Raw genomic sequence first — 20,742 nt, forward strand, 5'->3', positions numbered from 1 at the left:
TGCCTAATTCAACTAAATTAATCAAATGGTGTTTCACTAATTTCCAATGCTACAGCAAGCTTGCCTGTAAAATCGAGTCCTGCCAAAAGGAGACGTCCTTTATCATCTACTTCATAATGAGTGATTCCCTCTGCATAAACCCAGCCAATTTCTGTCTTAAGACCAATTCGGTATGGTCCATTGCCTGTGATTTTACCATATTCATAAGCAAGCTTTGCGTTGCGAATATAGGCGCCGGAATTAAAGAAGGATTCGTCATTATGGTTTGCGTAGGCGCCGTTTGTTGTTTCTAAATGAATATAAACTTCCTTTTTAGCCTTCTCATTAATTTGCTCTTGTACCTTGTCAGCTTGAATGAAATCCATGCTATCCCTCCTTCGGCTTTACTTTACAGCTGCGCCGTTTCTTTGGTTGCGGTATGCACCATGCATTGTTGGGCCGACATATTCATTCAGCTTGAAGCCGTTGCTGATTGCAGCAGTGATGAAATCCTTAGCTACCTGTACAGCTTCTTCAACTGATTTGCCCTTTGCAAGTTCTGCTGTGATAGCAGCAGAGTTTGTGCATCCTGCTCCATGAGTATAAGTTGTGTCCACAAGATCACTTTCTAGTACAGTGAAGTCTTTTCCGTCATAAAGAACATCTATTGCTTTGTCATGATTCAATTTGCTGCCGCCTTTAATCAGCACATATTTTGGTCCTAATGCGTGGATTTTTACAGCAGCTTCCTTCATGTCATCAACTGTTTTAATCGGTTTATCGGTTTTAGCCAGCTGCCAAGCTTCGAACAGATTAGGTGTTACAACAGTAGCTCTTGGAACAAGCAATTCTCTAAGAGCCTCCGCTGTTTCTGGATGAAGCACTTCATCTTCCCCTTTGCAGACCATAACAGGATCGATAACAACATGCTTGATTTTATTTTCATCAATTACCCTTGCAGCTTCTTCAATAATTTCAACAGAACCAAGCATTCCTGTTTTCATAGCGTCAATTCCGACAGAGATAATTGTTTCTAATTGAGATTTAACGGTGTCAATATCTTGCGGAAAAACATTATGATGCCAGTGGTTTTTTGGATCCATTGTAACAATTGTTGTCAGTGCAGTCATTCCGTAGACACCAAGTTCCTGGAATGTTTTTAAATCGGCTTGAATGCCTGCGCCTCCACTTGAGTCAGATCCAGCCAAAGTTAATACTTTTTTCATTGTATAAGCCCCCCTATGTAATCATCGAAGATGTTTCTAATCCAAATAGATAGATGGAATTATTGTAGTTCATTTTAAGCTAATGATACTACTAATTGTTTTTTTTTTCATTAAGTTAGCATTAATAAGTCTATCTTTTAAGATGCCACTGAAATTATAAGTGTATGCGAATTCCTAAAAAAGGCTTTTTCGATTCGTTTAATAATTGAAATAATCAGGAAAGTTCGGTTTAATTAAAACTAAAAGAATCAGTATAAGGGAGAAGGCTATGAACTATCGTATTGTACATGAACCTATTGTTGTTCAGGAAGCAATTGATCTTGTAATAAGCAGAAATGCAGGAGCTGTTACAACCTTTATTGGAACGGTCAGAGAAATGACAGGAAACAAAAAGACGATGAGGCTTTGCTATGAAGCATATGAACCAATGGCCAGAAAAAAGCTGGAACAGATAGGACTTGAGATAAAAGCAAAATGGCAGAATGCAGAGGTTGCGATATTTCACCGAATCGGTGAGCTTGACATAACAGATATTGCAGTAGTAATAGCAGTATCGACGCCTCACAGAAATGATGCTTATGAGGCAAACCGCTATGCAATTGAGAGAATTAAAGAAATAGTGCCTATCTGGAAAAAGGAGTATTGGGAAGACGGGGAAGAATGGATAGGCAACCAGAAGCAGACAAAAGCCTATCCAAGCGGCAAGCCGGAAGGAGTGGATACATATGAATAAGCTGCTGTTTTTTGCAGGATTAAAGGATATTGTAAACGCTGACCAACTAGAGCTCGATATGGTAGGTAAAACGGTGAAGGAAGTAAAGGCAGAGCTAGCGCAGCAGTATAGTGATCTTCCGTTGGAATCAGTGATGACGGCGATTAACGAAGAGTTTGCCTTCGATGATGACATCATCGAAGAGAATGATGTGATTGCCTTTATTCCACCTGTGAGCGGGGGATGAAGCAAATGAAGGACAATCGTTATTCGAGGCAGGTGCTGTTTCCCCAGATAGGAGCTGCCGGTCAGGAGAAGCTTCAAAAAAAGCAGGTGCTTATTGTCGGAGCTGGCGCACTTGGTTCCAGTTCTGCGGAAATGCTTGTGAGAGCTGGTGTCGGCAAGGTGACAATCATCGACCGGGATTATGTGGAATTCTCAAACCTCCAGCGTCAGCAGCTGTATACAGAAGAGGATGCTACTAGCCGTGTGCCGAAAGCAATTGCAGCTGAAAAAAGACTGAAAGAGATCAATTCCTCTGCTGCTGTCACTGGTGTTGTTGCAGAGGCAACGAAGGAATTACTAGAACAATATTTGATAGATGCTGATGTCCTAATCGATGCCACAGATAATTTTGAAACAAGAATGCTTTTAAATGATTTAGCCGTTTATCATCATATTCCATGGATATACGGTGCATGTGTAGGGAGTTCAGGAATGAGTTTTACTATAATTCCTGAGGAAACTCCATGTCTTAATTGCTTGCTTCAGAAGCTGCCTGTACAAGGCATGACTTGTGATACAGTCGGAATCATTGCACCTGCTGTCCAGATGGTCGTGACGCACCAAGTTACGGAGGCGCTGAAAATCCTTATTGAAGACAGACAGGCTTTAAGGGGAAGCTTTTTACACTTTGATTTATGGTCGAATGCATACTCCAGCATGAAGGTAAGCCGTGCCAAAAACCCAGCCTGCCATACATGCGGAACGGAGCGGTCTTATCCATATTTAAAAGGGGAAAACAAGACAAAAACAGCTGTGCTGTGCGGAAGAGAAACGGTCCAAATAAGGCCTTCCCATGCAAAGAAGCTCTCATTAATAAAGCTGGCTGACAGTTTAAAGAAGAACGGCTATAAAGTAATGGTCCATCCATTTTTGCTTTCTGTTGAACTGGAACAAAACAGGCTGGTCCTCTTTGAAGATGGGAGAGCCCTTGTGCATGACACAAAGGATGTTACGTATGCTAAATCTCTATATGACAAGCTGCTTGGATAAAAAAAGTCAGCCCGTTAAACATTGGGCTGACTTTATTAATTATTGCTGGTGTCCGACGATTACTAATTTTCCTGTGTCCAGCACTTCTTCGTATTTCTCCGCTTCCATTTCTGTTAATCCTACGGATTGCATTTTAGAACGAAGCTCGTCTCCTCTTTTTCTGAAGACATTTCCAATTGTGTCCATTAAGCCTTGTTCCTTCATGCTGACATCACCAGTTTCAGTGGCCGCAGTCAAATCTTCTGAGCGATCTTTGTCGTGGGCGAAAATATAGATATTTTCCTTTGTATACCCTTGATTTTCTAATTGTGTAATCACATTAGTTGCTTGTACACCATTTTCCACTACTTCTACTTTATACATATCTAATTCCTCCTTAGAATTTGTATAGAGCTTCTGTCGCTCTCTCTATCTACTATTTATCCGATTTTACTAATAGTGAAACATAAAATTTTGTTTCTACTAAACTGGAAAAATGATACAAACGTGAAATGCACCACTTTCGACAAATTTCCCTATATAATAAAAAGTACATAAGCTATTAATAAAGGGGAGAAGGAATGAAGAGAAAAGACTGGAAGCAGAGCCGAAGAGAGCAAGCGGCAGCAGTAATGGAAGCAGAGCAGCGTTCTTACCTGCCAAAACTAGGGATTTTCAATCGAACAAAACGGGGGATAAAAAGAGCTTTTTTTATGGTTGTCCTCTTACTTGTTTTGGTAGCAATTATTATAGCATGTTGGAAAATGGCAATGGCAGATGAACCTGCCATAAAGGAAGGCAGTTTTGTTGAGCAGATGAAGGATTTATCCTCATTAGCTACCTCGCAAGCATTTGTGAAGGTTATTCTGGAAAAAGAGGATAATGAAATCTTTGGAAAAGAAATCAGTACAGATATTCCTGGAACAAAACGAAAAATTCTTCTTGTTGTCCCTGGGTCTGTTACTGCTGGTGTAAATCTGGAGGAAATAGAATCGGACCGGATAGCAGTTGACGAAGAGAAAAAAGAGATTAGCCTCAAGCTTCCTCATGCAGAAATTTTGCAAGAGCCGTCGATAGACTTTGATCAAGTAGAGACATATTCTATTTCTGGTTTATTTAGAGGAGATGTAGATTGGGAAGAAGGTTATCAGCTTGCCAATGAGGCTAAAGAGGAAATCAAGAAGGAAGCAGAGTCACAAGGTTTATTGGAAAAGGCAGAAGCAAATGCCGAAAAGACTATAAAAGAGTTTTATTCACAGCTTGGATACAGTGTAAAGATAGAATATACAGAAGGTTAAAGGATGATTATTATGTTGGATATAATTAATAATGACTGGCAGCAGCTCTTAGAGCGTGAACGGCAGAAAGAGTATTTTACTAGCTTGGAAGAATTCCTGAAAGAGGAATACAGTCAGTATACGGTTTATCCTGCAAAGGAAGATATATTCAATAGTTTAAAATACACACCACTAAAGGAAGTGAAGGTAGTCTTCTTAGGGCAGGACCCTTATCACGGACCGGGGCAGGCGCATGGGTTAAGCTTTTCTGTTAAGCCTGGTGTAAAGCTTCCGCCTTCCTTAAAGAATATTTTTAAAGAGCTGAAAGAGGATGTCGGCTGTGAAATTCCTGATAATGGTTATTTAAAAGGCTGGGCAACACAAGGTGTGCTTATGTTGAATACAGTTTTGACAGTCAGACAAGGTCAGGCTAATTCCCATAAAGGAAAAGGATGGGAATTGTTTACGAATGAAGTAATTTTAGAGCTGAACAGAAGGCAGGAGCCAGTTATTTTTGTGTTGTGGGGTAAGCCTGCACAGGAAAAGATGAAGCTCATTGATACAGACAAGCATCGAATTATTACATCAAGTCATCCTAGCCCTTTATCAGCATATAGAGGTTTTTTCGGAAGCAAACCTTTTTCCAAAATAAATGCCATTTTAGAAGAGTTAGGCACAAATCCAATAAATTGGTGTGCAGATGATTGTTTTGGCAAGGAGTAATATAATAAAATAAGAAGTGGACTATTGCTAGTCCGCTTTTTTGACGAGGAGAAAAAGATGACAGAGCAAAAAAGGATAGATTGTTTTAAGTGCAAGCATTTTTATATTACTTGGGACTCTAGATTCCCAAAGGGGTGTAAAGCCTTTGAATTTAAAGGCAGAGCACTTCCGTCTATTGAAGTGAAGAGGGCATCCGGACAAGATTGTCTCCGCTTCACTCACAAATAAACGCGGCAGCAAAAGAAGGAAGGATTAAAACTATGAACATTTCTGTCCAAAAATTATTGGCAAAGATAGAAGATCAGCTGAAGGAAGCAAAAGCAAGCGGCAGCGAGGCGACTATTCGCGAAAGGGTTTATGCGATAAAATCATTATGTGAGCTGTGTTTGGAACAAGAAAGCACGTATCGTTCAAGTGAAACATACAGCCAGCCTGTATACCAGCCAAGCATTGCTCAGCCTGCCCCTGTTCCGGTTCAGCAGCTGCAGCCAGTGCAAACACCTAAATTGGATACTGATGAAGGAAATGGCGACTCTTTATTTGATTTCTAAGGAAACGAGGAGAATAATATGAAAATGTTTATTATCATTGGAGCAATCAGCGCCATGCTATCTGTGGCTATTGGTGCTTTCGGATCACATGGTCTTGAAGGGAGGATCCCTGAAAAATACTTGGAAATTTGGAAAACAGGTGTGCAATATCAAATGTTCCATAGTACAGGCCTTCTTATTATTGGTATTCTTATGAGTAAATTTCCAGAAAATACTCTTTTGACTTGGGCTGGATGGCTGATGGTTGCAGGAATTATTTTCTTTGCAGGCAGCCTTTACGTATTAGCACTTACTCAAGTAGGAATATTGGGAGCTATTACTCCAATTGGTGGAGTGGCGTTTATTGCTGCTTGGCTACTCATTGTAATCGCAGCAGTTAAACATCTGTAAAGCTCTAAAAGCCGCCCACTGGGCGGCTTTTCGTTTTGATTATTTATCTTGGCGGGTACGAAGTTAAGTTTGGAGCACCTGTGACATACGGATATTCATACTCAATTTCTTCGTCAAATGTTACATAATCAAGGTAAATCATTGGAATCAGATAGCGCTGTCCTGTTTGTGGATCACTCAAAATAAGGTGATCACGTCCAGCTGCTTCAATAAGACCTTTAAAAATCTTTGCATTCCATTCACGGTTATTTTCAAATGTAGTGTAAACAGTGGCAAGCTTACCTTTGTTTAACCGTAAAATATTCTCTATATAAGAAGCTTCTAAAGGAAGCTGGCCTGGCAGGGAAGGTGCTGTCTGCTGAGCATTGCTTTGCGGCTGTATGTACGGCGCCTGTGTGCCATATCCAGGTTGTGGTGCTGTACCAAAAAGCTGTCCGGGTGCTGCTCCTTGACTGCCAGGCAATGCTTGACCTTGCTGCCCTGTTCCATAGCCTTGTGGGAAACCATAACCTTGGTTTCGCCCGTCTTGATAAGGGTAATAATTAGACTGACTCATTTTCATCCCTCCATCTTTTAAACAAAACATTTTTATTGCAAACATTCATTCATTGCATTTTTAAAAAGCTGGGCTGCTTGCTCACTATTCCATCCTATGAGGGGAAGAAAGAAGTTATTCCTAGGGGACTGAAAAATTAATAAGTGAAAACCCCACCATTAAAATAGTGGGGTTCTAAAAACGTATTATTAAACTTCCAGGAATGCAGGTATATCTGACAAGATATTGCCGACAAAGAAAGAACCGAATTCGCCGTAGCGGGCACTTACTTCATCAAAGCGCATTTCATATACTAATTTTTTGAATTGGAGAACATCATCTGAGAATAATGTAACGCCCCATTCATAGTCATCAAAGCCGACAGATCCTGTGATGATTTGTTTCACTTTGCCGGCATATTGACGCCCGATCATTCCGTGGCTTCTCATTAAGCTTTTGCGGTCATCCATCGGCAGCATGTACCAGTTATCATTGCCTTGGCGGCGCTTGTCCATTGGATAGAAGCAGACATATTTTGATTCAGGTAGAATCGGATATAGTCTAGCTTTTACATGCGGGTTTTCATAAGGATCTTCATCAGAATTAGATGGAAGATAGTTGCTCAATTCTACTACAGAAACATAGGAATGAGCAGGTACAGTAAATTCTGCTAGCTTCGTTTTGTTGAATTCTGTTTCGATTTGCTGTAATTCTTCCATTGTTGGGCGCAAAATCATCATCATGAAATCTGCTTTTTGGCCTACGATATTATAAACAGCATGGCTACCTTGTTTATTTGTTTGAACAGCATTCCATTTTTCTAGCAATCCTAGGAATTCATTAATGGCTGCTTGTCTCTCTTCACTTGGAACCATCTTCCAAGTAGTCCAATCCATTGTCCGGAAATCATGAAGGCAATACCAGCCATCAAGTGTTTTTGCTGCTTCGCTCATTGCTACCACTCCTTGATAATAATTCTCATATAGGTTTACTATAACATAGTTTCTCCATAAAAGTTGTGAATAAAACTTGAACAAAATAAAGCATAAAACGAACCTAGTAAAAATCATGTGCATGTTAGAACATGATTAGGGAAAAATATAACGGGTAGTTATGCTATAACAGGATATAGCTTATCTGGCGCCGTTTAGAACAGATTTTAGGTGTTACAACAGGAATTGGCGCTTAATTTTAAAATATCGGTATAATTCCTTGAATTTTTAGCAAGGAAGAGTATCCTATAATATGTATACATAAAGGAGGAATTCGTTAATGAGTGACCTATTTACAGGCTTGAAAGAAAAAGTAAAAGGCCAAAACCTTAAAATTGTTTTTCCAGAAGGACTGGATGAAAGAATATTAAAAGCTGCTGGCCGTCTGGCAGAAGAGAATATATTAACACCAATCTTAATCGGAGATTTGGAAGAAGTTCAAACGAAAGCAGAGAACTTAGGTGTTTCTTTACAAAATGCTGAAATCTATGATCCGAAAAGCTATGCACAATTCGATGCATTAGTAGCTTCTTTTGTGGAAAGAAGAAAAGGGAAAGCAACAGAAGAGGATGCTCGCAAAGCGCTTCTTGATGAAAACTACTTCGGCACAATGCTTGTTTATGCTAACCAGGCAGATGGCTTAGTAAGCGGTGCGATTCACTCAACTGCTGATACTGTACGCCCTGCATTGCAAATCATTAAAACAAAAGAAGGCGTAAAGAAAACTTCTGGCGTTTTCATCATGGTTCGTGAAGATGAGAAATATGTATTTGCAGACTGTGCAATCAATATCAATCCAGATAGTTCCGACCTTGCTGAAATTGCAGTAGAAAGTGCAAAAACAGCAAGAATGTTCGATGTTGACCCACGTGTTGCTATGTTGAGCTTCTCTACTAAAGGTTCTGCAAAATCGCCAGAAACAGAAAAAGTGGAAGGTGCACTTGCTGAAGCGAAACTTAAGGATCCTCTATTAGTAATCGATGGGGAGTTCCAATTTGATGCTGCCTTCGTTCCATCTGTTGCGAAGCAAAAAGCTCCTGATTCACCAATTCAAGGTGATGCAAATGTATTTGTATTCCCAAGCTTAGAAGCAGGAAATATCGGTTATAAAATTGCGCAAAGACTTGGTAATTTTGAGGCAGTAGGTCCAATCCTTCAAGGATTAAACCGTCCTGTTAATGACCTTTCTCGCGGATGTAATGAAGAAGATGTGTACAAGCTTGCATTAATTACTGCAGCTCAAAGCATCAGCCATTAATCCTCCTAAAAACTATTCATCTTTTAGTTAAGTTCTGCTGAAGATGAATAGTTTTTTCTTTTATTTATTTGCTATATAATAATATGGCGCTATTGATTCAGGAAAACCTGTAACACTAGCATGACTTTTCCTTATGAAGGAGCTTGGCAATAATGGAAAACAACAGTTTGTTAAAGCAAAAGAAATGGAGAATCATTGACCAGTCGAGCACCGGTTTACATGTTTCCCCATTGCATTCCTTTGGAATGGATGATACGCTATGCGCTTCTGTCGGCGGAGGTTTGGCGCCAGCAACAGCGCGCACTTGGGTGCATGGCAAGTCAGTCATATTAGGAATTCAAGATACGAAGCTGCCTTATTTAAAGGATGCGCTTGCCTATTTAGAAAAAGAGGGATTCCAATATATCGTCAGAAATTCAGGCGGATTGGCAGTTGTTCTGGATGAAGGGGTATTAAACATTTCCCTTATCTTGCCTGAGCAGGAAAAGGGGATAGATATTAACAGCGGCTATGATACGATGTGGGAGCTTATTAAATATATGTTCTCTGATTTTCATAAAAACATTGAAGCAAAGGAAATCGTAGGATCCTATTGCCCTGGCAGCTATGATTTAAGCATAGACGGTAAAAAATTCGCAGGAATTTCCCAAAGAAGAATGAGAAGCGGAGTTGCTGTTCAAATCTATCTTTGTGTTTCTGGAAGCGGTCAAAAACGAGCAGAAGCTATAGAAGAGTTTTATGCTATTGGAAAAAACGGCGAAGAAACAAAGTTTGCTTATCCAGACATAGTGCCTGAAGTGATGGCCTCATTATCCGAATTGCTCGGAGTCGAGCTCACAGTTGATCAAGTGCTGACAAAGCTGCTTTATTCCTTAAAGGATCATGCAGAGTTTTTGTTTGCTGACCAGCTGCAAGGAGAAGAGATACCTTTATTTGATTCTTACTATGAGCGTGTAATCGAGCGCAACGAAAAGTTCCTGAGTCCGTTCAGATAAGAAAAGAGGATTATAGATGGATAGTAGGCGCTATTTAACGCTTTTATCGATCTATAATCCTCTTTTATGGTTAACGAGAATGGTTGCCAAACCAGCACTTAAGTCCTGTGACTAGAAGGGTGTGCACGAATAGCTATTCAGCAAGCTTTTCTAAATTTCCGTTTCGATCCATCTTAAACTTTGTTGCCGGACGCTCATCTTCTTCTAAAACGACTAGCTTCCTAGCTCTGTTCATTATTTTAAGCAATGTTTCATAATCTTCCTGAATAGTTTCTGAGTTGCTTTCCAGCTTGTCCAATTTTCCTTCTAATTCTTGATTGCGGCTCTTCAGCATGGCCATTTCCCTTTTTAATCTTTCATTCTCACTTTTTAGCACTTCTACTTGAAGCTGAGAATTACGGAAATTTTGTAAATAGGCAATGACTGTGTCAAAATCCAAAGAATTAGTGTTGGCACTAGGGCTCTTATAGATGCTTGTTGTTTCCTGTGGAGCAGCAAGCAGCATTTGTTCTGGAACACTTTCCTGATAAACTGGAGCAGCCTCTTCTTCCTCTTCTATATTTTGAATCTCAAATGAGGAAAATTCCATGCTTGTGGAGACTGTTAAAGCTTCCAAATCGTCTGCAGAAGGCACTGGTGGAGAATACAAAAGCTTCTTTTTCCCACCTTGGTCTTTGCCGAGGATTCTTTGCCGCTGTTTACGCTGCTTTTTTGCTAATTGCAGTGCTTTCTCGTATTGGTGGCGAACAACTGCGTTCCAGCGGAAGCCGCATGCTGCTGATGTGCGATTGAGCTTATCCCCAACTTCTTCAAAAGCATTTAATTGTGTGCTTCCTTCTCTGACATGGCGCAAAACTGTTTCTGCCAGCAATAAATCATTTTCTTCTGACCAAGCATCTTGGCGTATCTTCATATCACTCAACTCCCGATTTGTTTCGATAAATAAGTATTTCTAGTTACATCATTGCCACCATGGCGCTTATTTATACAAACGAAATACAAGGATAGTAGATTTTTTTATAGAGCGAAAGAATACCGTTATCTTGTGGAACCAGCTTTTTCTACTGAACTTTCATTCTGGATAAAAAATGCTGTTACCAGTGCTGCGATGCTTGTAATGAACCCATAAAGGAAAAGATGATGAATTCCTGTCATAAACACAGCCTGACTTGTAAGAAGTGCGCCCATGATAGTAACACCAATGGATGTACCCATATTTCGGCAGAACATAAAGAAAGAGGTGGAAATCCCTTTTTCATGCGGGCCTACTAATGCTTGAGAGCCGATTACCCCGACGGTTGAAAGCAAACCAAATGCTAAACCTTGTATGAGCATGATGATGAATGTATACACAAATCCATGGGTCTCATTGAGGAGCACAAGCATTATACCTGATAAAACGAGAAGTCCGTTGCCGATGATTAGTAGAATGCGATAGCCGTATTTTAGTATCCATTTACCGGCAGGCACTGATACAAGCATCCAGCCAACTGCTACACCTAATAACGCAATTCCGCTCAGAAAAGGAGAAAGTCCGGCGACATCCTGAAGAAAGAGGGGAATATAGCTTGACGTGCCGAACAATGCCAATGTCCCAATAAATCCATTAATATAAATCCAGAAAATTGTCTTTTTCTTAAAGATGGACAGCGGAACAATCGGAGATGTTTGTCTTTTTTCATATAGATAAAAACAAATCAACAGAATGATGCCGGCTAATCCATACAAAACTTGGCCTTTTTCCACTAATGTGATTAACAGCAGGAAAGTGATTGCTGCACCAAACAAAATGGCACCAATATAATCGACACTTGCCTTTTTCGGCTGATAGTCTTCCTTATATGGCAATAAGGTTAAAAATGCAACGATACAAACAGGCAAGTTGATAAAGAATATCCATCTCCATGTTAAAAACTCTACAAATAATGAGCCGAGTAGGGGAGCAAGGATGGCAGATAAGCCCCACATTGCTGTGAACAACGCTTGGATTTTTCCTCTCTTTTCAATGGGAAACAAGTCACCAGCAATAATAGCGGGAAATGGCATCATAAAGCCAGCACCCATCCCTTGAAGAGCTCTGAAAAGGATAAGCTGGACCATATCGCCTGCAATGCCGCACAATAAAGAGCCAGCCAAAAATAACAGTATCCCGAAACCAAAGACCTTTTTTCTTCCAAATATATCTGAAAGTCTCCCTGCAATAGGAGAAAGGATAGTGCTTGTGATCATATAGGATGCAAAGGACCATGCATATAAATCAAATCGCCCTAGTTCTTTTGCAATGATAGGCATTGTCGTATTCATAATCGTTGTATCAATAGAAGCAACGAGCATGGCTAGGACGATACTTACCATGACTAATGTTCTGCTTTTTGTCATATTTACTCCTCCTTAAATTCAGATGAATTATACAATAATTTCCCTGGGAAACATAGATGTATGCTCAGAAGCTTTAAACTAGGAATAGAGCGGTTTCGAGACAAGCCTATTCTGTATTTTTGTTGCCTAAAAGGAGCCTTTTTTCGAGCTGTTTTGACAATAGTTTGCATCTTGCATTGATTTGGAAGAAGGGGTAAAATACCATATAGCAATATAACGAACTTATGAATATCTTTACTAGATTAAAGAATGTTTGAGATAGAAAGGGTTGTCATGATGGCAAACGAATTTAGAGTTTGCGACGATTGTCAGGCAGTTAACTTAAAAACACTGATACCGCGTCTGAAGCAAATAGATCCTGAGGCAAAGATAGAGATTGGCTGTCAATCCTATTGCGGACCAGGTCGCAAGAAAACCTTTGCATTTGTTAATAATCGTCCGCTTGCAGCATTAACAGAAGAGGAATTAATGGATAAAGTAAATAATAAGCTAAAGAAATAATCTTATAACAGCTTAACTGAAAAGAGGAGTTTCTAAAAAGTGTAACATCAGCTTGAGAGGCAAAGCCTGCATGCAGATAACCTTTTTAAACAGAAATCCCTCTTTTTATATTCTTCTTGCAGAGAAACCGACAATAAAAGAAAAGAGGGAAGACGAAAGCATGGCATATTCTACAGAGAAGTTAAATGAAGAAAAGGTGTTTAAGGATCCTGTGCATCGATATATCCATGTCAGAGACCGGGCTATTTGGGATCTGATCGGAACGAAAGAATTCCAGCGCCTGCGGAGAATTAAACAGCTTGGAACCACTTATTTAACCTTCCATGGTGCAGAGCACAGCAGGTTTAACCATTCTCTTGGCGTGTACGAGATTGTCAGAAGAATTATCGATGACGTGTTTAAGGACAGGAAGGAATGGAATAACAGCCAAAGGCTTTTGTCATTATGTGCCGCGCTGCTCCATGATTTAGGGCACGGTCCTTTTTCTCACTCTTTTGAAAAGGTGTTTGATCTTGATCATGAGCAATTCACACAGGACATCATTCTTGGTGATACAGAGGTCAATCAAGTGCTGTCAAGAGTAGCAGCCGACTTCCCGAAAAGAGTAGCAGAAGTCATTGGCAAGACATCAAAAGAAAAGCTAGTTGTAAGTCTTATTTCTAGTCAAATTGATGCTGATCGCATGGATTATCTGTTGCGAGATGCGTACTTTACCGGTGTAAGCTACGGGAACTTTGATATGGAAAGAATATTGCGTGTTATGCGCCCTCGTGAGGATCAGGCCGTTATTAAGCAGAGCGGAATGCATGCAGTAGAAGACTATATAATGAGCCGCTATCAGATGTATTGGCAAGTTTATTTTCACCCTGTGTCTAGAAGTGCGGAAGTCATCTTGACGAAAATTCTACATAGAGCGAAACACTTGCATGAGCAATTTTACTCCTTTATTCATCATCCAACCCATTTCTACTCTATCTTTGAAGAAGAAACATCGTTAGAAGACTACTTGAAGCTGGATGAGTCTATCATTCTTTATTATTTCCAAATGTGGCAAGAAGAAGAGGATGAGATTTTAAGGGATTTATGCCGACGCTTCATGAACCGGAACCTGTTCAAATATGTTGAGTTTGATCCGGCAAAAGAATACAAGAAGCTCGCTGAATTATCTAAGCTCTTTACAGAGATTGGTCTAGATCCAGAGTATTACCTGGTAGTAGATTCATCCTCCGATCTTCCGTATGACTTTTACCGTCCAGGTGAAGAGGAGGAGCGGCTTCCGATTCATCTTTTGATGAAGAACAATGAAATTAGAGAGCTATCAAGAGAATCCGAGATTGTGGACAGTATTTCGGGCAAAAGAAGGACAGATCATAAACTTTATTTCCCTAAAGACATCTTGAAAGACGATCGTGAACACGAAGAAACAAAGATGCAGATAAGGCAGTTATTAGATATTTAATAAGGTGTATTTACAGGATTATTCGGAGTAGGAGATGACCAATTTTGTTAAAAGATCATGCGAAAATTATGAACGCGATTGCTGCTTCAGGTGAGATTAACGGAAGAAAAAAATTGCAAAAGATGATTTACATCGCAAAGAAGCTGGATTTCCCTTTCCATGAAAAATATCAATTTCATTTTTTTGGACCGTATTCAGAAGAGCTGACATTGAGGATAGAAGAACTTTGCAATATGGGATTTCTCAATGAAATAAAAGAAAAAAAGGGCGGCTATTATCAGTATCGGTATACGCTGACAGACAACGGCCAAGAATTTTTAGAACAGAATGATGTGGAAATGCCGGCATTGCCTGGCTGTCTGAATGATATGAACAGACAAAACTCCCGTTTCCTTGAACTTGTATCCACTGTCCTCTTTTTTGACAATTTGGAAAAGGAAGAAGTGCAAGAAAAGGTATTTACGTTAAAAAGCAAGCAGAAGTATACAGTGGAAGAAGTCGAAGCTGCTTACCAATATATTGATTCTTTAAAAGGGCTGGCAAAACAATAAGAAAAAAGGATAGTGTTCTTTTAAGGCAAAGCCAAAGGAACACTATCCTTTTTTTCTATTCGTCGCTTTTGCGCACACCTGCAATTCCGTAATGGTTTGGGGACATTTCATCAATGAAAATAACAACTTTCTCCTTTGGTACGCCAGTCGTTTCAACAACGGCCTCTGTCACCTTCGCAACAAGATTCTTCTTTTGCTCCTCTGTTCGGCCTTCCAGCATTTTAACTGTAATATACGGCATATATATCCCTCCAAATGCATTTTTTTTAGTTTTTCATATTTTCAAAAAAATAGCAAGTAAGCTAAACAAAGCCAGTTGCTGTTTGAAAGATTTCTTTTCTAATTTATATCATGTATAATTTTATCAAGTACGTCTATCTAAATAGAGAAAATAGAAAGAAGATATAGAAAACAATACGTAATTTGAGGGGAGAAAAAGCATTTTGTTATTTTCACAATCTTTGGCGAGTTTGCCATACATTATCATCTCCATCATTATTGCTTTTACGGTCCATGAATTTGCCCATGCATATGTGGCATATAAGTTTGGGGATCCGACCGCACAAAAACAGGGGAGGCTCACATTTAATCCGATTGCCCATATTGATCCAATCGGGGCCATCTTCATTTTGATTGCCGGCTTTGGCTGGGCGCGGCCAGTTCCGGTCAACCGTCATTATTTTAAACGGCCAAAACTTGCTGGTGTTTTAGTTTCATTTGCAGGACCTTTTAGTAATCTGATCTTAGCGTTTATTGGCTATGCAGGTGTGTCTATTTTGTACCGATTAGGGGTTCCTGCTGGGACTGCCTTTGATCTCTATCCGTTCCTGTCCATTTTTGTGTCTATAAACTTAATGCTTTTTGCATTTAACCTGCTGCCGCTGCCTCCATTGGACGGCTATCGTATTATTGAAGACTTAGTTAATTCAAGAGTTAGATCTATCTTGTCCAAGTATGAAGTGTATGGCTCGATTCTTTTTATTGTGCTGCTTGTAACTGGATTGTCTGATCAAACAATTTCACCATGGATAAATAGTATCTCTGGATTTTTTGCCAGTCTATTTACTTCCATCTTGTTTTAACAAAATACTATTAAAGGAGTGTACACATTGGAAGAGAAAAAGAAAAAGCCAGTCGGCTTCAATATTATTAAAAATGATCCGACAGACGGTCATAAAGGCTTCGGCATCGGCTCTTTGAGCTTGGAGAATGTCTCTCCAGTAATTATAGATGTAGAAGCTGGTGAGGCAGTTGTCGATGTCGGCGCCATGCATGCTAGAAGTGCTGTTGAAAAAGGAATAAAGTTTTTGAAAGAAAAAGAAGAAGTCCCGAACGGTAAGCCATACTGGCTTGTGTGGGTAACAATCGACCGTAAGCTTGAAGGTCCATACTATGCTGGTGTGACAGCTTGTGAAATGACAGTTGACCGCTCTATTCGCAGAGGATATAAATCCCTTCCGGAACATGTCAATAAAATGGATAAATCAATGAAACGCCATATTATGGTAGATCATATGGATGATAAATCAAAAAAAGTGCTTGCTGATTTTCTTATTAATCATGACGAGTCACTTTGGAATAATTCAACAGATCAGCTGAAAAAGGATTTGCTTGGATAAATAAAAAACAGCCTTCTCTATGGAAGGCTGTTTTCTATTACCAATGAAAAATCCGCTTATACCAAGGCTGTTTTTCCACTTGTTCTTTCCCGTCATTTTTCTTCCCGCTTTGTTCTGTTGAATCATATTTAGGAAGATCATCGCAATATTGGGTTGGTACTTTCTCTTTTGTAAAGTACATAAGCCTCTTTGTTGAACAAGCCTCTGTTGCCAGCTTTCCGCTTTTTGGGTCTATATAAGCAGCTGCAGTGCCTTTTGTCGGTTTAAAGCCTAGAATAGGTTCATCTTTCAAGGCATTTTCCATAAAGTTCACCCAAACCTTTTTAGCATATGTTTTATCTGCAGACAGAGTAATAGACTCTCCTTGGTCATAACCTGTCCAGACTGCAGATACAAGCTGTGGGGTGTATCCGATCATCCAGCTGTCTGATTCGGTCGATCCTGACTTGCCTGCATAAATCCTTGTTATGTCATTTACGATTGTGCTCCCTGTCACGCTTGCATAGCCATTTAGATTTTTATCAAACATGCCTGTCATCATGGAATTCATGATAAATGCTAAATCAGTGTCTAACACTTGTTCATTTTCTTGTTTTTGCTTATAAAGCACTTGGCCGTCGGCAGTTTCAATTTTTGTGATAAATACGGGAGCTACCTTATTCCCGCCATTTGCCAGCATACTGTATGCATTAGCCATGTCCAGCACCTTTACATTCGAGGTTCCGAGCGCAAGTGAAGGAACCTTTTGCATTGGAGTGGTCAGTCCAAATCTTTCAGCAGTGTCCGCCAAGACATCCATGCCTAGAAATAAATGTGTTTTAACAGCATAAACATTATCGGATAAGGCAAGTGCCTGTGCCATTGAGATGTTTCCTTCAGCATATTGATTGTTAAAGTTATGAGGAGTATAGGAATCGCGCCCGTCATCAAATCGGAAGGTCGTTTTCTCACCGCTCATCATCGTCACAGGTGTAAAGCCATGCTCCAATGCAGCATAATAAAGGAGCGGCTTCATTGTAGAGCCAGGCTGACGTGTTGCTTGGGTAACTCTGTTAAATGGGCTTTCGCTGTAATCTCGCCCCCCGACCATTGCTTTAACATAGCCGCTGCTAGGATCCATTGCTACAAACCCAACTTGAATCTTGCTTGTATCACTTATCTGTTTTTTTATCGTATCTTCAGCGATTTTTTGCTGCTTTGTATCTAATGTTGTATATACCCGTAAGCCGCCTAACTGGATAGTGCGGTCATCCATCTTCAGTTCTGACTTCAAGATGCTTTTAACAGCATCCTGGAAGTAAGGCGCAGTTTCTGTGCTGGAAATCGGAAACTCTCCTGTGAATTTGAGCTTTTCTTCAAACGCTGTCTTCTTTTGCTGCTCGTTAATATAGCCATTCTCCAGCAAGGAATTTAAGATGATTTCCTGTCTTTTTTTTGCGTTATCAGGTGAAACAAGGGGAGAGTAAATACTCGGTCCTTTCGGTATACCCGCAAGCATTGCGGCCTCACCTAAAGTTAAGTCAGAAGCAGGCTTGCCGAAATAATATTGACTTGCCGCTTCAGCACCGTACGCGCCGTGACCATAATAGATGGTGTTAATATAACCTTCCAGAATTTCTTGTTTTGTATAAAACATTTCAAGTCTGATTGTATAAAAAGCCTCTGAGAGCTTTCTTTTCCATGTTTTTTCATGCTCAAGAAACAGATTTCTGGCATACTGCTGTGTTATCGTGCTTGCACCTTGCACCTTCGCCATTGCCTTTATATCTGCAAGTACAGCGGCACCAATTCGCTTATAATCAAAGCCATGGTGATCATAGAAGCCCTTATCTTCTATCGATACGGTCGCATTGACTAAATCTGGACTTATTTCCTCAATCGGCACCCAATACCTTTTTTGTCCGCTGTTGCTTTCGCCAATGATTGTACCATCATCAGAATAGTAAATGGTCGATTGGGACACAGTTAGTGGCGGTGCTCCTAATGCTTTCGCATATATGAGGACACCTGCAAAAATAACGCTGAAAATAAACCCGGCGAGGATGGCCAGAATAATGAGCAGCCGGATATATTTGGCTGAATTTTTAAGGCGATCCTTTGCGATGAGTTCCATTTACGCCGCACCTCCGAGTGGATTTGTGATTTTTATAAATCTTGTCATATTGTGAACTCCTATAGCGAGGAATGCTCAAGTTTTTTAGATAGCACTAGTATGTGGATAAGAATGGCATTTTAAACCTTTTATAACTGTGCTAGTAAATTTTTCTTGCATTTTAGCGAATTTACTCTATACTTTTTTTCGTGTTTGTTATTTATTTGTTTGGGAAGTATATAGGAAGGAATAGTCAACTTGGCCCCTTTTCATGCTTTTTAAATGTAACAGCCTGTCTCTGTTGATTTGAGCCTTTCATAGTAAGGCAAGAGGAAATCAATGGCGAGAGCACCTTTTTCAAACCCTTATTTTGAGGTAATAAAGAATGGAGGAAGCAAAAGATGGGATTATGGTTTACAGAAAAACAAACAGATAATTTCGGAATTACGATGAAGATAAAGCAAACATTACATACAGAGCAAACAGAATTTCAAAAGCTTGATATGGTTGAAACAGAAGAATGGGGCAATATGCTCTTATTGGACGATATGGTCATGACCTCCGTCAAGGATGAGTTCGTATATCATGAAATGGTGGCACATATACCGTTATTCACACACCCGAATCCAGAGAATGTGCTAGTAGTCGGCGGTGGCGACGGCGGTGTTATTAGAGAAGTTCTAAAGCATCCTACTGTTAAAAAAGCAACCTTAGTAGATATTGACGGGAAGGTAATTGAATATAGTAAAAAGTTTTTGCCGGAAATTGCAGGTAAGCTGGAGGATCCACGAGTTGATGTTAAGGTTGGAGACGGATTTATGCATATTGCTGAAAGTGAAAATGACTATGATGTAATTATGGTCGATTCAACAGAGCCAGTTGGCCCTGCTGTTAACTTGTTCACTAAAGGCTTCTATGCAGGAATTTCAAAGGCATTAAAGGCAGATGGCTTGTTTGTAGCGCAATCAGACAACCCATGGTTCAAGGCTGACCTCATTCGAACGGTGCAAAAGGATGTTAAAGAGATATTCCCGATCACGAGACTGTATGTTGCTAATATTCCAACATATCCAAGTGGTATGTGGGCATTCACTATTGGTTCAAAAAAGTATGACCCGCTTGAAGTGAAGGAAGACCGTTTTCATGAATTGGAAACAAAATACTATACGAAGGAGTTGCACAAAGCTGCTTTTGTGCTCCCGAAGTTCGTAAAAGACTTAACAGAATAGACGGCTCTTTTAAGGATAAAGAATCTTTGCAGAGCCTGATATAAAAAGAAGCTTAGGGAATAACCCTAAAAAGGAGTGGACAGGTTTTGCGTTTTGATGAAGCATATGCAGGTAATGTTTTTATAAAAAGTCACCCAAGTTTTGAGGAAAGCAAGGCAGTTCTTTATGGAATGCCTATGGATTGGACAGTTTCTTTCCGTCCCGGATCTCGCTTCGGTCCATCAAGAATTCGTGAGGTGTCAGTTGGGCTAGAGGAATACAGCCCATATTTAGATCGTGACTTGGCGGATGTTAATTATTTTGATGCTGGAGATATTCCGCTGCCATTCGGTAATCCACAAAAAAGCTTAGATATGATTGAAGAATTTGTGGGAAAAGTACTGGCAGAAGACAAGTTTCCATTAGGAATGGGTGGAGAGCATCTAGTATCATGGGGTGTTTTCCAAGCGATGTACAGAAAATATCCGGATTTGGCAATTATCCATATGGATGCACATACAGATCTTCGCGATGAATACGAGGGAGAGCCTCTTTCTCACTCAACACCGATTAAAAAGGTTGCAAACCTGATTGGTCCAAAAAACGTTTATTCCTTTGGAATCCGTTCTGGAATGAAGGAAGAATTTGAATGGGCAAAAGAAGTGGGCATGCATATTTCTAAATTTGAAGTGCTAGAGCCACTTAAAGAAATTCTGCCAACATTGGCTGGCAGACCAGTATATGTAACGATTGATATTGATGTACTAGATCCTGCCCATGCACCAGGTACAGGAACAGTTGATGCAGGCGGAATTACTTCGAAAGAATTGCTTGCATCCATCCACGAAATCGCTCGTTCTGAAGTAAATGTCGTAGGAGCAGACCTAGTAGAAGTAGCTCCAATCTACGATCCATCAGAACAAACAGCAAACACTGCAAGTAAGCTTATCAGAGAAATGATCCTTGGTTGGGTGAAATAAGTAAGAGTATGAAGTAGCTATCCTGCTTCATAAAAGGAGATTGATTGGAGCGGATAGGTGA

Annotated in this window: 25 protein-coding genes; 16 read left to right on the forward strand and 9 right to left on the reverse strand. The window is 40.0% G+C overall.

Annotated features, from left to right (window positions below; genetic code table 11):
* Positions 1–17: 17 nt before the first annotated feature.
* Positions 18–365, reverse strand: a complete 348-nt coding sequence (locus ACLIJJ_RS10740) for a YojF family protein (RefSeq protein WP_233315970.1) — start codon at positions 363–365, stop codon at positions 18–20.
* Between the two features lie 18 nt (positions 366–383).
* Positions 384–1,205 (reverse strand): pyridoxine/pyridoxal/pyridoxamine kinase, encoded by an 822-nt coding sequence (gene pdxK / locus ACLIJJ_RS10745; RefSeq protein ID WP_237942075.1) that lies wholly within the window; start codon positions 1,203–1,205, stop codon positions 384–386.
* Between the two features lie 268 nt (positions 1,206–1,473).
* Here pdxK and ACLIJJ_RS10750 point away from each other — a divergent pair, with 268 nt between their 5' ends.
* The 3 genes from ACLIJJ_RS10750 to ACLIJJ_RS10760 are packed head-to-tail and all read left to right on the forward strand — an operon-like array spanning position 1,474 to position 3,192.
* Positions 1,474–1,938, forward strand: a complete 465-nt coding sequence (locus tag ACLIJJ_RS10750) for a molybdenum cofactor biosynthesis protein MoaE (RefSeq protein WP_233315968.1) — start codon at positions 1,474–1,476, stop codon at positions 1,936–1,938.
* Entirely contained in the window at positions 1,931–2,164 is a 234-nt protein-coding gene (gene moaD, locus ACLIJJ_RS10755) for a molybdopterin converting factor subunit 1 (RefSeq protein WP_233315967.1), read from the forward strand. Before ACLIJJ_RS10750 ends, moaD begins: the two co-directional genes overlap by 8 nt.
* A gap of 5 nt (positions 2,165–2,169) precedes the next feature.
* Positions 2,170–3,192: a ThiF family adenylyltransferase gene (locus ACLIJJ_RS10760; RefSeq protein ID WP_411410871.1), complete on the forward strand. Its 1,023-nt coding sequence runs from the start codon at positions 2,170–2,172 to the stop codon at positions 3,190–3,192.
* A 39-nt stretch (positions 3,193–3,231) separates the two neighbouring features.
* On the opposite strand, the gene ACLIJJ_RS10765 is transcribed toward ACLIJJ_RS10760, so the two are convergent.
* The gene (locus ACLIJJ_RS10765) at positions 3,232–3,555 is read right to left on the reverse strand and encodes a YflT domain-containing protein (RefSeq protein ID WP_233315965.1); all 324 of its coding nucleotides are present in this window, start codon (positions 3,553–3,555) and stop codon (positions 3,232–3,234) included.
* A 197-nt stretch (positions 3,556–3,752) separates the two neighbouring features.
* On the opposite strand from ACLIJJ_RS10765, the gene ACLIJJ_RS10770 reads away from it, so the two are divergent.
* From ACLIJJ_RS10770 to ACLIJJ_RS10785, 4 genes are all read left to right on the forward strand, one after another.
* Positions 3,753–4,469 carry a DUF4230 domain-containing protein gene (locus ACLIJJ_RS10770; protein WP_233315964.1) on the forward strand — a complete coding sequence of 239 codons (717 nt, stop codon included), beginning with the start codon at positions 3,753–3,755 and terminating at the stop codon, positions 4,467–4,469.
* Between the two features lie 12 nt (positions 4,470–4,481).
* Positions 4,482–5,171, forward strand: coding sequence for a uracil-DNA glycosylase (locus tag ACLIJJ_RS10775; protein WP_233316154.1), 690 nt, complete (start codon positions 4,482–4,484; stop codon positions 5,169–5,171).
* A 260-nt stretch (positions 5,172–5,431) separates the two neighbouring features.
* A complete protein-coding gene (locus tag ACLIJJ_RS10780) occupies positions 5,432–5,722 on the forward strand; it encodes a YwdI family protein (RefSeq protein WP_411410872.1) in 291 nt (96 codons plus the stop codon).
* Positions 5,723–5,740: 18 nt separating this feature from the next.
* Complete coding sequence (locus ACLIJJ_RS10785; RefSeq protein ID WP_233315962.1) at positions 5,741–6,112, forward strand: DUF423 domain-containing protein; 372 nt, start codon at positions 5,741–5,743, stop codon at positions 6,110–6,112.
* 43 nt (positions 6,113–6,155) lie between these two features.
* Here ACLIJJ_RS10785 and gerQ read toward each other — a convergent pair whose 3' ends face one another.
* Together gerQ and hemQ are read right to left on the reverse strand one after the other, a co-directional pair.
* Positions 6,156–6,668, reverse strand: a complete 513-nt coding sequence (gene gerQ, locus ACLIJJ_RS10790) for a spore coat protein GerQ (protein WP_233315961.1) — start codon at positions 6,666–6,668, stop codon at positions 6,156–6,158.
* Between the two features lie 188 nt (positions 6,669–6,856).
* A complete protein-coding gene (gene hemQ / locus ACLIJJ_RS10795; RefSeq protein WP_233315960.1) occupies positions 6,857–7,600 on the reverse strand; it encodes a hydrogen peroxide-dependent heme synthase in 744 nt (247 codons plus the stop codon).
* Between the two features lie 319 nt (positions 7,601–7,919).
* Here hemQ and pta point away from each other — a divergent pair, with 319 nt between their 5' ends.
* Both pta and lipL read left to right on the forward strand, forming a co-directional pair.
* Entirely contained in the window at positions 7,920–8,897 is a 978-nt protein-coding gene (pta, locus tag ACLIJJ_RS10800) for a phosphate acetyltransferase (protein ID WP_233315959.1), read from the forward strand.
* A gap of 149 nt (positions 8,898–9,046) precedes the next feature.
* Positions 9,047–9,892 carry an octanoyl-[GcvH]:protein N-octanoyltransferase gene (gene lipL / locus ACLIJJ_RS10805; protein ID WP_233316153.1) on the forward strand — a complete coding sequence of 282 codons (846 nt, stop codon included), beginning with the start codon at positions 9,047–9,049 and terminating at the stop codon, positions 9,890–9,892.
* Between the two features lie 133 nt (positions 9,893–10,025).
* On the opposite strand, the gene ACLIJJ_RS10810 is transcribed toward lipL, so the two are convergent.
* Both ACLIJJ_RS10810 and ACLIJJ_RS10815 read right to left on the reverse strand, forming a co-directional pair.
* A complete protein-coding gene (locus ACLIJJ_RS10810) occupies positions 10,026–10,805 on the reverse strand; it encodes an RsfA family transcriptional regulator (RefSeq protein WP_233315958.1) in 780 nt (259 codons plus the stop codon).
* 125 nt (positions 10,806–10,930) lie between these two features.
* Entirely contained in the window at positions 10,931–12,271 is a 1,341-nt protein-coding gene (locus ACLIJJ_RS10815; protein ID WP_237942070.1) for an MFS transporter, read from the reverse strand.
* A 276-nt stretch (positions 12,272–12,547) separates the two neighbouring features.
* On the opposite strand from ACLIJJ_RS10815, the gene ACLIJJ_RS10820 reads away from it, so the two are divergent.
* The 3 genes from ACLIJJ_RS10820 (at position 12,548) to ACLIJJ_RS10830 (ending at position 14,782) form a co-directional block, all read left to right on the forward strand.
* The gene (locus tag ACLIJJ_RS10820; RefSeq protein ID WP_233316152.1) at positions 12,548–12,772 is read left to right on the forward strand and encodes a YuzB family protein; all 225 of its coding nucleotides are present in this window, start codon (positions 12,548–12,550) and stop codon (positions 12,770–12,772) included.
* A gap of 160 nt (positions 12,773–12,932) precedes the next feature.
* Positions 12,933–14,231, forward strand: a complete 1,299-nt coding sequence (locus ACLIJJ_RS10825; protein ID WP_237942355.1) for an HD domain-containing protein — start codon at positions 12,933–12,935, stop codon at positions 14,229–14,231.
* Positions 14,232–14,275: 44 nt separating this feature from the next.
* Positions 14,276–14,782, forward strand: coding sequence for a YwgA family protein (locus ACLIJJ_RS10830; RefSeq protein ID WP_411410873.1), 507 nt, complete (start codon positions 14,276–14,278; stop codon positions 14,780–14,782).
* A gap of 55 nt (positions 14,783–14,837) precedes the next feature.
* Here ACLIJJ_RS10830 and thmT read toward each other — a convergent pair whose 3' ends face one another.
* A complete protein-coding gene (thmT, locus tag ACLIJJ_RS10835; protein ID WP_233315954.1) occupies positions 14,838–15,023 on the reverse strand; it encodes a 2-hydroxymuconate tautomerase in 186 nt (61 codons plus the stop codon).
* A 220-nt stretch (positions 15,024–15,243) separates the two neighbouring features.
* On the opposite strand from thmT, the gene ACLIJJ_RS10840 reads away from it, so the two are divergent.
* Both ACLIJJ_RS10840 and ACLIJJ_RS10845 read left to right on the forward strand, forming a co-directional pair.
* The gene (locus tag ACLIJJ_RS10840) at positions 15,244–15,864 is read left to right on the forward strand and encodes a site-2 protease family protein (RefSeq protein WP_411410874.1); all 621 of its coding nucleotides are present in this window, start codon (positions 15,244–15,246) and stop codon (positions 15,862–15,864) included.
* Between the two features lie 27 nt (positions 15,865–15,891).
* Positions 15,892–16,401, forward strand: a complete 510-nt coding sequence (locus ACLIJJ_RS10845; protein ID WP_233315952.1) for a YwhD family protein — start codon at positions 15,892–15,894, stop codon at positions 16,399–16,401.
* A 37-nt stretch (positions 16,402–16,438) separates the two neighbouring features.
* Here ACLIJJ_RS10845 and ACLIJJ_RS10850 read toward each other — a convergent pair whose 3' ends face one another.
* The gene (locus ACLIJJ_RS10850; protein ID WP_233315951.1) at positions 16,439–18,514 is read right to left on the reverse strand and encodes a transglycosylase domain-containing protein; all 2,076 of its coding nucleotides are present in this window, start codon (positions 18,512–18,514) and stop codon (positions 16,439–16,441) included.
* A 380-nt stretch (positions 18,515–18,894) separates the two neighbouring features.
* On the opposite strand from ACLIJJ_RS10850, the gene speE reads away from it, so the two are divergent.
* Positions 18,895–19,722: a spermidine synthase gene (speE, locus tag ACLIJJ_RS10855; RefSeq protein WP_233315950.1), complete on the forward strand. Its 828-nt coding sequence runs from the start codon at positions 18,895–18,897 to the stop codon at positions 19,720–19,722.
* A gap of 86 nt (positions 19,723–19,808) precedes the next feature.
* Positions 19,809–20,681, forward strand: coding sequence for an agmatinase (speB, locus tag ACLIJJ_RS10860; RefSeq protein WP_233315949.1), 873 nt, complete (start codon positions 19,809–19,811; stop codon positions 20,679–20,681).
* Positions 20,682–20,742: the final 61 nt, after the last annotated feature.

The sequence above is a fragment of the Niallia laureatilytica genome (assembly GCF_046613985.1).
Lineage (GTDB): Bacteria > Bacillota > Bacilli > Bacillales > Cytobacillaceae > Niallia.